This window comes from Bradyrhizobium sp. AUGA SZCCT0105, from assembly GCF_018129565.1.
GTDB lineage: Bacteria > Pseudomonadota > Alphaproteobacteria > Rhizobiales > Xanthobacteraceae > Bradyrhizobium.
In genome coordinates this window covers 595,370-607,390 of sequence record NZ_JAFCMK010000005.1, presented here as the reverse complement: position 1 = coordinate 607,390, position 12,021 = coordinate 595,370, and the positions used below count along the sequence as shown (strand labels likewise).

Annotated in this window: 11 protein-coding genes; 9 read left to right on the top strand and 2 right to left on the bottom strand. The window is 66.6% G+C overall.

The annotated features are described in order from the left end of the window. Positions 1-140: 140 nt before the first annotated feature. Positions 141-560: a PaaI family thioesterase gene (locus tag JQ573_RS25885; RefSeq protein ID WP_212315545.1), complete on the bottom strand. Its 420-nt coding sequence runs from the start codon at positions 558-560 to the stop codon at positions 141-143. A gap of 68 nt (positions 561-628) precedes the next feature. Continuing rightward, positions 629-1,741, bottom strand: a complete 1,113-nt coding sequence (gene mutY, locus JQ573_RS25880; protein ID WP_212315547.1) for an A/G-specific adenine glycosylase — start codon at positions 1,739-1,741, stop codon at positions 629-631. A 141-nt stretch (positions 1,742-1,882) separates the two neighbouring features. Between mutY and JQ573_RS25875 the strand changes: the two genes are divergently transcribed. The 9 genes from JQ573_RS25875 (at position 1,883) to JQ573_RS25835 (ending at position 11,872) form a co-directional block, all read left to right on the top strand. Then, positions 1,883-2,362: a DUF721 domain-containing protein gene (locus JQ573_RS25875; RefSeq protein WP_212315549.1), complete on the top strand. Its 480-nt coding sequence runs from the start codon at positions 1,883-1,885 to the stop codon at positions 2,360-2,362. Positions 2,363-2,484: 122 nt separating this feature from the next. After that, positions 2,485-3,141 carry a DsbA family protein gene (locus tag JQ573_RS25870; protein ID WP_050403998.1) on the top strand — a complete coding sequence of 219 codons (657 nt, stop codon included), beginning with the start codon at positions 2,485-2,487 and terminating at the stop codon, positions 3,139-3,141. Between the two features lie 347 nt (positions 3,142-3,488). Next, the gene (gene smc / locus JQ573_RS25865) at positions 3,489-6,953 is read left to right on the top strand and encodes a chromosome segregation protein SMC (protein WP_212315551.1); all 3,465 of its coding nucleotides are present in this window, start codon (positions 3,489-3,491) and stop codon (positions 6,951-6,953) included. 52 nt (positions 6,954-7,005) lie between these two features. After that, on the top strand, positions 7,006-7,143 hold the full coding sequence (locus JQ573_RS25860) for a hypothetical protein (RefSeq protein WP_171948072.1): 138 nt from the start codon (positions 7,006-7,008) through the stop codon (positions 7,141-7,143). Further along, a complete protein-coding gene (locus JQ573_RS25855) occupies positions 7,140-8,105 on the top strand; it encodes a small ribosomal subunit Rsm22 family protein (RefSeq protein ID WP_212315553.1) in 966 nt (321 codons plus the stop codon). Before JQ573_RS25860 ends, JQ573_RS25855 begins: the two co-directional genes overlap by 4 nt. A gap of 175 nt (positions 8,106-8,280) precedes the next feature. Continuing rightward, positions 8,281-8,841 (top strand): LemA family protein, encoded by a 561-nt coding sequence (locus JQ573_RS25850; RefSeq protein WP_092124555.1) that lies wholly within the window; start codon positions 8,281-8,283, stop codon positions 8,839-8,841. A gap of 34 nt (positions 8,842-8,875) precedes the next feature. Then, positions 8,876-10,144 (top strand): M48 family metallopeptidase, encoded by a 1,269-nt coding sequence (locus JQ573_RS25845; protein ID WP_212315555.1) that lies wholly within the window; start codon positions 8,876-8,878, stop codon positions 10,142-10,144. A gap of 163 nt (positions 10,145-10,307) precedes the next feature. Continuing rightward, entirely contained in the window at positions 10,308-11,051 is a 744-nt protein-coding gene (locus JQ573_RS25840; RefSeq protein WP_212315557.1) for a hypothetical protein, read from the top strand. Positions 11,052-11,203: 152 nt separating this feature from the next. Beyond that, the gene (locus tag JQ573_RS25835; protein ID WP_212315559.1) at positions 11,204-11,872 is read left to right on the top strand and encodes a hypothetical protein; all 669 of its coding nucleotides are present in this window, start codon (positions 11,204-11,206) and stop codon (positions 11,870-11,872) included. Positions 11,873-12,021: the final 149 nt, after the last annotated feature.

The following is a 12,021-nucleotide window of genomic DNA, read 5'->3' as shown; positions in this document are numbered from 1 at the left end:
GCTTCATATCCCGTCATCCTGAGGGGCGCGAAGCGCGTCTCGAAGGATGCACGGCCCCGCCGGTGGCCGTCGACCCTTCGAGACGCGCGCGAGATGCGCGCTCCTCAGGGTGACGGGATAGGGCTGGAGCGCAAGCGGCTCTACCGCAGCGCCCGCGACGCTTCCACCAGGCGGATGCTGCTGCTCGCGGTGGCGAGCAAACTGCCGTCCGCGGCGGTCAACCGGCCCTCGACGAAGGCGATGGTCTTGCCGAGCTGCGTGACGGTCGCCTCGCCGGTGATCGGTCCGGGTTTCGCGGGTGCGAGGAAATTGACCGTCATCGTGATCGTCGTGGTGAAGAGCCTGCCCTCGGTCATGATGAACACCGCCGGGCCCATCGTGTCGTCGAGCATCGCCGAGAGCATGCCGCCCTGGATGAAGCCGGCCGGATTGCAGAAATCCTGCTTGCCGTCGAACACGATCCTGATCCAGCCGTCCTGCGGACGTGCGTCAGCCACGTGCCAACCCAGCAGCTTGGCGACGGGCGGCATCGGGATGCGGTCGAGTGCGGTTGCGATCATGGCGGCCTCCGTGTTGGAAGTCATAGCCGAGACCTGCTGCCAGCATGGTGTCAGCAGGTCGTCTCCCCCTAGAGATCCAGCCCGTGTGCGATGGCCTTGCGCATCACGTTCGGAAACGCCTCGCCATCCAGCGTCGCCACCGGCACCCAACGCATGCCGACCGGCGCGCGGGTCCGCAGCGGAACATTGGCCGTGTAGACCACGAGCTCGAGCGGAAAGTGCGTGAACACATGGGTGACCACGCCGGTCTTGCGGTGCCAGCGCGTGACGCCCTTGAGCTCCGGCGCCTGCGCCAGCGCGGCGGCATCCGCCTGCCCGGCAAGCCATTGCGATCCCGGCACCTCGGTCATGCCGCCGAGCAGGCCTTTGTCCGGGCGCGAACGCACCAGAAGCTCGCCGCCGCGCGTCACCACGAAGGCGGCGCCGCGGCGCAGCGTGCCGCTCTTCTTCGGTGCCTTGCGCGGGAACGTCTCCTGGTCGCCGCGGGCGCGGCCTGCGCAATCGTGATTCAGCGGACACAATGCGCAGGCCGGCTTCTTCGGCGTGCAGATGGTGGCGCCGAGATCCATCAGCGCTTGCGCGCTGTCCCCGGCGCGGGAGTTCTCGTCGCCGGCGCGGGACGGGCCGAGCAATGTCGCGGCCAACTCCTTGATCAGCGGCTTGGCCTGCGGCAGCGCCTCCTCGATGGCGTAGAGCCGGGTGACGACGCGCTCGATATTGCCGTCGACCGGCATGGTGCGGCGGTCGAACGCGATGGCGGCGATCGCCGCCGCGGTGTAGGGCCCGATGCCGGGCAGCGCGCGCAGGCCGTCCTCGGTGTCCGGAAACACCCCGCCATGGTCGGTCAGCACCGCAACCGCGCAGGCATGCAGGTTGCGCGCCCGCGAATAATAGCCGAGCCCGGCCCACATTCTGAGGACATCGTCGAGCGAGGCGCTACCGAGCGCGGACACGTCGGGCCAGCGCGACAGGAATTTCTCGAAATAAGGTCCGACCGCCCTGACCGTGGTCTGCTGCAGCATGATCTCGGACAGCCAGACACGGTACGGATCGGCCCGCTCCCCCGCTTCCGCACGCCACGGCAGCCGCCGGCGATGCCGGTCATACCAGGCAAGCAGCCGCGCCGGACGGCTGGCTTGCTGGTCGGTCGATTTGGTCTTGGCGGCTGCGCGAGAGCTCATGGACGTATCTTAAGGCAAATCTTGCGACGTCGTGCCCGGGCCTGACCCGGGCATCCACGTCTTTCTTATCCTTGGACGGAAGCGCGGCCACATTGATGAACACGGTTTCGGCCGCATCGCCACTGCTGCTATAACCCCGTCATGCCCAGACCCGGCCCGATCAGCGCAAAGCCCCTGTCGATCCTGCTCAGCGACGTCTTCACCGACGCCTATGCCAAGCAGGGCTTTGCCGCGCGCGAACTGGTGACGCGCTGGACCGAGATCGCGGGCGAGCGGATCGCGGCCTATTGCGAGCCCTTGAAGATCCAGTGGCCACGGCCGGTCGAGGGCCAGCCGCAGGAGCCGGCCACGCTGGTGTTGCGGGTCGAGGGGCCGATGGCGCTGGAGATCCAGCACTCCTCCGACGTCATCCTGGAGCGCGTGAACCGCTTCTTCGGCTGGCACGCGGTCGGCCGCCTGACGATCCGGCAGGCGCCGCTTTCGCGCCGCGCCCCCCCGACCCGGCCGCGCCAGCCCGACGCCAAGGACGTGGCCCGGGAGGCGGCAAATCTTGCGGCCGTCGAGGACGATGATCTGCGCGCCGCGCTGGCCCGGCTGGGTGCCTCGATCAAGCGAAATTGACGCTTTTCGCAGGCTCGGCCGCGAGATCCCGGCATTGCCACAATGGTCGTTTCAAGCTAGCGAAGGCTTCTTTTCGGGACCCCCTTCATTCTGGCGTGAATGCGCCAATCCGGGAGCTGACCTTGATCATCACGCGCCGCGCTTTCACCACCGCTCTCTCGCTGACCGGGCTTGCCGCCCTCGCCGGGCTGTCGCCGCTGCGCCTGATCACGGACGCGTTCGCGCAGACCGCCGCCGAGGTCGCCAAGCCGCAATCGCTGCCGGACATGGGGCTCGGCCCGCAGGACGCCAAGGTGACCATCATCGAATACGCCTCGATGACCTGCCCGCACTGCGCCAATTTCAACGAGACCGTGTTCCCGAAGATCAAGTCGACCTACATCGACAGCGGCAAGGTCCGCTACGTGTTCCGCGAATTCCCGCTCGACATCAAGGCCGCCGCCGGCTCGATGCTGGCGCGCTGCATCGCCAAGGACGACGCGCCGAAGTTCTTTGCCGTGATCGACCTGCTGTTCCGCCAGCAGAACGACTGGGTGGTCAAGAACACCACCGAGACGCTGACGCGGATCGGCAAGCAGGCCGGCCTCAGCCAGCAGCAGGTCGAGGACTGCCTGAAGGATCAGACGCTGCTCGACAAGATCGCCGCCGACCAGAAATACGCCAACGACGTGCTGAAGGTGAACTCGACGCCGACCTTCTTCGTCAATGGCGAGATGCTGAAGGGCGAGACCTCGTTCGAGGAGTTCAGCAAGCACATCGACCCGCTGCTGAAGAGCTGATCACGCGCCCCGCGAATCCGACGTCGTCGTGCCCGCGTTCGAGTCGCGGCACGATAATTGTGGATGATTTGCGATCGCCGCATGCGGCCGTCGCATAATTTGGTTGTTGAAAACTTGATTCGCACGATGCGAATCTTGGAGGACATGCAGAGGCCGCAAAACCCCTGTAAATCCCTTGCAAATCCCTTGGGAAAAGCTTGGTCAAGCGGTTGCCCTGACGCACCGGCATCGCCATTGTCGCCGCTCATGAGAGCTGCACGCAGCTATTCACCCCAGACACCGACATTGCCATCCATGGTATTGTCACGGCAGGGAGATTCGCGCCCGGCCAAACGAGATTTGTGTACATGAAGCTCACGCGCCTCCGCCTGCACGGTTTCAAGTCGTTCGTTGAACCCACCGATTTCATGATCGAGCCGGGCCTGACCGGTGTCGTCGGACCGAACGGCTGCGGCAAATCCAATCTGGTCGAAGCGCTGCGCTGGGCGATGGGCGAGACCTCGCACAAGTCGCTGCGCGCCGCCGACATGGATGCGGTGATCTTTGCCGGTTCCGGCAATCGTCCGGCGCGCAACCACGCCGAAGTCGTGATGACGATCGACAATTCCGATCGCTCGGCGCCGGCCGCGATGAACGACAGCCAGCTGCTCGAAATCTCCCGCCGCATCGAGCGCGAGGCGGGCTCGGTCTACCGCATCAACGGCCGCGACGTGCGCGCCCGCGACGTGCAGATCCTGTTCGCCGATGCCGCCACCGGCGCGCGTTCGCCGGCACTGGTCCACCAAGGCAAGATCGGCGAAATCATCCAGGCCAAGCCCGAGCAGCGCCGCCGCGTGCTGGAAGACGCCGCCGGCGTTGCTGGCCTGCACGCCCGCCGCCACGAGGCGGAACTGCGGCTGAAGGCGGCCGAAACCAACCTCACCCGCGTCGAGGACGTGATCGGCCAGCTCAGCGGCCAGATGGAAGGCCTGAAGAAGCAGGCCCGCCAGGCGATCCGCTACCGCGAGGTCGCGGCCAAGGTGCGCAAGTCCGAGGCCATGCTGTTCCATCTGCGCTGGATCGAGGCCAATGCCGACGTCAACGACGCCGCGCACACCCATGATATCTCCGTGCGCGAGATGGCCGAGCGTACCCGCGAGCAGGCCGAATCCGCCCGCATCCAGGCGATCCGCGCCGCCGAATTGCCGGCGCTCCGTGACGCCGAGGCGCGCGCCGCCGCCGGCCTGCAGCGCCTGACCAATGCGCGCGAGATGCTCGACCGCGAGGAGCAGCGCGCCAAGGAGCGCGTCGGCGAGCTCGATCGCCGCCTCACCCAGTTCGCCCAGGACATCGCGCGCGAGCAGCAGCAGACCTCCGATGCCGACATCGCGCTGCAGCGGCTCGACACCGAAGACGCGGAGCTCAAGGAAGAGATCAAGTCGCGCGTCGAGAAGCGCTCCGGCGTCGACGAGCGCGTCTCCGAGGCCGAGGAGATCCTGGCCGCGACCGAGCGCCAGTTCTCCGAGCTGACCACGCAGCTCGCCGACCTGACCGCCAAGCGCAACCAGCTCGAAGCCGGCGTGCGCACGCATCGCGACCGGCTGGCGCGGCTCGATCAGGAGATCGCCAACGTCCAGGCCGAGGAAACCAAGCTCGCGCAGGAGACCGGCAATCTCGGCGACATCGACGCGCTCGCCGCCGCCATGGAGATGGCGCAGCAGACGCTCGCCGAAGCCGAGGCGGCCGTGCAGTCCAGCGAGGCGCATCACGCCGCCGTGCGGCAGACCCTGGAAGCCTCCCGCAATCCGCTCGCCGAAGCCGAGAAGCGCGTGCAGCGCCTCGAGACCGAAGCCCGCACCATCTCCAAGCTCGTCACCAGCGAGACCAAGAATCTGTGGCCACCGATCATCGACGGCATCACGGTCGCCAAGGGCTATGAAAAGGCGATCGGCGCCGTGCTCGGCGACGACCTCGACGCGCCGGTGGATTCCTCTGCGCCGATGCGCTGGACCAATGTCGGTGAAGCCGCGGGCGACCCCGCGCTGCCGGATGGTGTCGAACGGCTGGCCGATCACGTCCAGGCGCCGCCGGAACTGGCCCGCCGTCTGGCCCAGATCGGCGTGGTGGCCAAGGAACGCGGCGCTGCGCTGGTGTCGCAGCTGAAGACCGGCCAGCGGCTGGTGTCGCTCGAAGGCGACGTCTGGCGCTGGGACGGCTTTGTCGCCGACGCCCATGCCCCGACCGGTGCCGCACGCCGCCTCGCCGAGCGCGCCCGCCTGGTCGATATCGAGCATGAGCTGGAACAGGCCCGCATCGATGCCGCCGCCAAGCGCCAGGCGCTGGAGACGGCTGAAGAAGAATTGCGCTCGGCATCCGCCGCCGAGGGTGCCTCGCGCGAAGCCGTGCGTGCCGCCCGCCGCGAGACCGACGCTGCGCGTGAGCGCCATGCCGCGACCGAACGCGAGATCAACCGCCACTCTGCGCGCAAATCGGCGCTGACCGAGGCGCACAGCCGCGTCGCCGCCGACCGCGCCGAGGCCGAAGCCGCGCATGAGAACGCAGTTGCCGCGCTGTCCGAACTGCCGCCGGGTGTCGAGACCGAAGCCCAGCTCGCCGCTGTTCGCGCCGAGATCGACAACCAGCGCCGTGCGGCGGCGCAAGTCCGCGCCGAGGCGCAGGCGCTCGCCCGCGAGGCCGAACTCGCCGACCGCCGCGTGCAGGCCATCGTTGCCGAACGCAACGAGTGGCAGAGCCGCAAGACCAGCGCCGCCTCGCAGGTCGGGACCATCGAGGAGCGCATCGCCGAGGTGTCGGCCGAGCGCGAGGAGCTGGCCAATGCGCCGGAAGTGTTCGCCGAGAAGCGCAGCGCGCTGATCACGGAGATCGAACATGCCGAGGGCGATCGCCGGATCGCCGCGGATGCGCTTGCGACGGCGGAAGCCGCGATGGCGGAAACCGATCGCCTCGCCAAGACCTCGCTCGAAGCGCTGTCGTCCTCCCGCGAAGCCACCGCGCGCGCCGAAGAGCGCATGGAAGGCACGCGCCGCCGCCTCGCCGACATCGAGCGCGAGATCCACGACATGCTCGAGGTCGAGCCGAGCGCGGTGGTCGGCATGGCCGAGATCGAGCCGGGTGCGGAGCTGCCGCCCGTCGCGCAGGTCGAGGAAGAACTCGAGAAGCTGCGCCGCGACCGCGAGCGCCTGGGCGCGGTCAATCTGCGCGCCGAGGAGGAACTCAAGGAAGTCGAGACCCAGCACACCGCGCTGACCACCGAACGCGACGACCTGGTCGAGGCGATCAAGCGGCTGCGGCAGGGCATCCAGAGCCTCAACCGCGAGGCGCGCGAGCGTCTGCTGACCTCGTTCGAGACCGTCAACAACCACTTCAAGCGGCTGTTCACCGAGCTGTTCGGCGGCGGCGAAGCCGCGCTGCATCTGATCGAGAGCGACGATCCGCTCGAAGCCGGCCTCGAGATCATCGCCAAGCCGCCCGGCAAGAAGCCGCAGACCCTGTCGCTGCTATCAGGCGGTGAGCAGGCGCTGACGGCGCTCGCGCTGATCTTCGCGGTGTTCCTGACCAACCCGTCGCCGATCTGCGTGCTGGACGAAGTCGACGCGCCGCTCGACGACCACAACGTCGAACGGTTCTGCACCCTGCTGAACGAGATGACGGCGTCGACCGAAACCCGCTTCATCATCATCACGCACAATCCGATCACGATGGCGCGCATGAACCGGCTGTTCGGCGTCACCATGGCCGAGCGCGGCGTGTCGCAGCTGGTGTCGGTCGACCTGCAGGGCGCGGTCGATATCCTCGACCAGAACGTGGCGTAGGCTGACGCTCGCAACTCGTCGCATCCGTTGACGTTGTCGTCCGCGAAAGCGGATGATTGCATTCAAGTGGATCCGCATCGTCATTGCGAGCGAAGCGAAGCAATCCATGGCACCGCTTGCGGAGAAATGGATTGCTTCGTCGCTGTCGCTCCTCGCAATGACGACGGCAGACGTGACGATGAGGCGATGACTTCACCCGACCTCCCCGCCGAACTCAGGACGGCCCTCAACGCCAGGCTCGAAGGCCTGTCGCGCAGCGATGCGGCCGGCCGCGCGGCAGTGATCTCACAGACCTATCGCAAGGGCGGCGGCTCCGGGACGATCCGGACCGAGACCGATGCGCTCGCCTATGCGCTGGCGCGGATGCCGGCGACCTATGCGGCCGTGGTGGCGAGCCTCAATGCGCTGACGGAGATCCGGCCGGATTTTGCGCCAGCGAGCCTGCTCGACGTCGGCGCCGGCCCCGGGACCGCGACCTGGGCGGCCGCGGAGACGTTCACATCGCTGCAGGGCTTCACCCTGCTCGACGCCAACGGCGCGTTGCGAACGCTCGCCGAGGGGCTGTTTCAACGCACCACACGCCTGCACGACGCCAGCTACCAACTCGGCCAGGCCCGCGCCTTGCTGGACAAGGCCGACCCGGCCGATCTCGTCGTCGCCAGCTACATGATCGGCGAGCTCGGCGAAGCCGAGCGCGCGGCACTGGCCGATGCGCTGTGGTCCAAAACCGGCGATACGCTATTGGTCGTCGAACCCGGCACGCCCGCGGGCTATGCGCGGATCATCGCGCTGCGCGCCCGATTGATCGCCGCCGGCGCGCATGTCACAGCCCCCTGCCCGCATGACGGCGGCTGCCCGCTGGTGGCGCCCGACTGGTGTCATTTCTCGCAGCGCCTGCAACGCTCGCGCGCGCACAAGCAAGTCAAGGGCGCCGATGCCCCGTTCGAGGACGAGCGCTTCGCTTATGTCGCACTGAGCCGCGCGCGCGTTGAGAGCCGGCCATCGCGCGTGCTGGCGCAGCCCGATGTCGGCAAGGTCGAGGTTGCGGCCAAGCTCTGCACACCTGAGGGCGTCGTCCTCGCCAGGGTGCCCCGTCGCGCCAAGGCCGATTACGCAAGCGCCCGGCGCTGGCGTTGGGGCGATGCGGTTTAGCTACTTGCGTCGTCCCGGCCTAGCGCGCAATTGCGCACTAGGCCGGGACGACGAATGTTGAACCAATCTTGGTTCTGTGCCGACCAACCCTTGCCCACCTTTTCGCGGCGGGGTGCCTTGCGCCCCGATCTTGGGCTACGGTGCCGCCGTCTCGTCCATCAGGAGCTGCCCTGTCATGTCGACCAGCTGGATCGTTATCGGCGTCATCGTCCTTCTCGTGCTGTTTGCGTTCGGCGCCTACAACCGCCTCGTCGCGCTCGGCCAGCGCGTCAGCCAGGCCTTTGCCGACATCGATGTGCAGCTCAAGCAGCGCCACGACCTGATCCCGAACCTGGTCGAGACCGTGAAGGGCTATGCCGCCCACGAGCGCGGCACGCTCGACGACGTCATCAAGGCGCGCAACTCGGCGATCTCGGCGCAGGGACCGGCCCAGGTCTCGGCGGCGGAGAACCAGCTCTCCGGCGCGCTCGGCCGGCTGATCGCGCTGTCGGAAGCCTACCCGGACCTCAAGGCCAACGCCAATTTCCAGCAGCTCGCCTCCGAGCTTTCCGATCTCGAGAACAAGATCGCCGCCAGCCGCCGGTTCTTCAACAACGCGGTCCAGGAATACAACACCGGCATCCAGCAGATGCCGGCCGCGCTGTTCGCCGGCATGTTCGGCTTCACCCGCAAGGATTTCTTCGACCTCGGCGCCAGCCGCACGGAGGTCGAGGCGGCACCGAGCGTGAAGTTCTGAGGCGCAACGCGCGCCGGCGAGAGGCCGCTCCGTCATGGCCGCCTACGGTCTCTACACGCATATCGCATCGAACAAGTTTCGTTCGATGCTGCTGCTCGCCGGCCTGTTCCTGCTGATCTACGTGCTGGTCTATGCCGGCGCGCTGGTCGCGGAGGTCATGATCGATAGCGGCCGCACGGCCGATTATTATCTGACCCATGCCTCGCGCGATCTGGTCTCGGCCTTCCCATGGGCGACGATCGCGGCGGTGGCCTGGATCGTGATCGCCTATTTCTTCCACCAGAAGATGATCGACGCCGTCACTGGCGGCGAAAGCGTGACACGGCAGCAGCAGCCGCGGCTCTACAATCTGCTGGAAAACCTCTGCATCTCGCGCGGCATCCCGATGCCGAAGCTGAAGGTGATGGAGAGCCCGGCGCTGAACGCGTTCGCGACCGGACTGAACCCGCGGCAATACGCCATTACGGTCACCACGGGCTTGTTGAGGGCACTGAACGACCGGGAGATCGAGGCCGTGCTCGGCCACGAGCTCACCCATATCAAGAACGGCGACGTGCAGCTGATGGTGGTCGCCGTGATCATCGCCGGCGTGGTCGGCTTCTTCGGCGAGCTGTTCTTCCGCCTGTTCACAAATCTGTCGTGGAGCGGTGGCAGCCGCAGCGGAGGCGGCTGGTCGTCGTCGTCATCCTCCTCATCGTCATCATCCTCCTCGGACCGCGACAGCAAGGGCTCGGGCGGCGGCGCGATCATCATCATCATCATCGCGGTCGCGCTGATCATGCTGGCCTGGCTGCTGTCGCAGGTGGTCAAGCTCGCACTGTCGCGGTCGCGCGAATTTCTCGCCGATGCCGGCTCGGTCGAATTGACCAAGAATCCCGATGCAATGATCTCGGCGCTGCGCAAGATCGAGAATCGCGGCGAGCTGCCGGGCGCCACCTCGGCGGTGATGGAACTCTGCGTCGACAATCCGCGCGAGGGCTTTGCCGACCTGTTTGCCACCCATCCGTCGGTGAAGTCCCGGGTCGATGCCCTGGTGAAATACGCCGGCGGCCACGATCCCGGACCGCTGGCGCTGCCGGATGAGACATCGGAGGCGACGGAAACGCCGGACCAGCCGTCGGTGTCGGGCGATCAGCCTCCGCCTGTGACCCACGGCCCAACCCACGGCCCTTGGGGCGACACGCCGCCTGCACAACCGAACAATCCGCCGCCGCTGCCGGGCGCCAGCCCCGCACAGGGACCATTGGGACCGCGGGGTCCTCTGCAAGGCCCTCTTCAAGGCCCCTGGGGCCGGCACCGCTGATCATACCCTAGGCTACTCAGTCCATTAAGGAAATCCCTACCAAACCCAATGTGGGCACCTTAAGGAATTGAATTCTCCCTCGTTTCTGCCATGTTCGCGCCCAAAGCAGTGTGGGGACTTGCCGATCGCCATCGCGGTCGGGAGCGCGCTTTAAGGGACTTCCATGGCAAAGCCGGTTGTGATCGTGGTGGGCGCTGACAAGGGCGGGGTCGGCAAGACCACCGTCTCGCGGACGCTCCTGGACTATTTCAGTGCCAACAACGTACAGACCCGGGCGTTCGACACCGAGTCGCCGCGCGGCACGCTGAAGCGCTTCCACCCCGACATCACCGAGATCGTCGACATGACGACGACCGCGGACCAGATGAAGATCTTCGATACGCTGAACGCCGGTTCCTCGGTCACCGTGATCGACGTCCGCGCCGGCCTGTTGTCGCCCGCGCTGGCCTCGCTGCGCGACATCGGCTTCCTCGACGCGGCGCGCTCCGGCCAGATCACCTTCGCCGTATTCCACATCCTCGGCCCCTCGATCGCCTCGCTGGACGAGATCGCCGAGACCGCCAACTTCATGAACGGTGCGAAATATTTCCTGGTGAAGAACTTCATCAACGACACCCAGTTCTTCCAGTGGGACCAGGCGACCTACAATTCCTACTTCCACCGCATCAAGGATGCCGTGGACCTCACCATCCCGAAGCTCAACGAAATGGCCTACGAGCAGGTCGAGGTTTCCTCGGTTCCGTTCCTGAAATTCGTTGCCAACAAGGGCATCAACGACGACGCCGCGAACTACTCCTTCGTGCTGCGCGGCTATGTCCGGCACTGGCTCGCCAATGTCTGGAGCGAGTTCGACCGGATCAAGCTGACCGATCTGGTCGGCGCCAAGTCGGCCAAGGGCGAAAAATAGTCGCGCGCGCAGGGGGCGAAAAGTCCCGCCCGGGGCAGCGAAAGGTCGCGCCCGGGGGCAGCGAAAGAGTCGCGCCCGGCAGCGAAAAAAATCGCGCCGGGGGGCGGCGATGGGGCTGGATTGGGCGAAAATTTGGCCTGATATAGCGGGCGATGTCGTCCACGCCCGTTTACATCATCTGCTCGCCCCGCCCGCAGGTCGGCAAGACGCTGATCGCGCGGCTGCTCGGCGAATTCCTGCTGCTCAAGAACGGCGACGTCGTCTGCTACGACATCAATCTGAAGGAGCCGTCGCTGCTCGACTACCTGCCGCGGATCACCGAAACCGCCGACGTGATCGACACCTACGGCAAAATGCAGCTGATGGACCGGGTCATCGTCAATGACGGCATCGCCAAGGTGATCGACCTCGGCTACCACGCCTTCGACGAATTCTTCAAAATGGTCGACCAGATCGGGCTGATGAAGGAGGCGCTGCGCCGCCGCGTCTCGCCTGTGATCCTGTATGTGGCGGATACCGACCGCGCCTCGGTGCACGGCTACCAGACGCTGCAGGGCATGATCCCGCCCAACGCGCTCGTCGTGATCGACAATGAATTCGTCGTGCGAGGCGAGCTGCCGCCGGTCATGACCGCCAGCCGGGTGCTGCGCTTCCGCGCGCTGCCGGTGTTCCTGAAGACCTATATCGACCGGCTGACCTTCTCCTTCACCGGCTATCTGCGCCAGGAGAGGGACTCATCGACCGAGCTGCATCAGTGGATCCGGAAGAACTACACCACATTCCGCGATCTCGAACTGAGCATGCTGCTGCAGCGGGGATGAGTCTTCTCCCTCTCCCCGTCCTTACGGGGAGCGGGTTGGGGTGAGGGGCTGCCTCCGCAAATTCAATCAGGATTGGAGCGCGCGGAGACTCCCCCTCACCCGGATCGCATTGCCATGCGATCCGGCCTCTCCCCGCAAGCGGGGCGAGG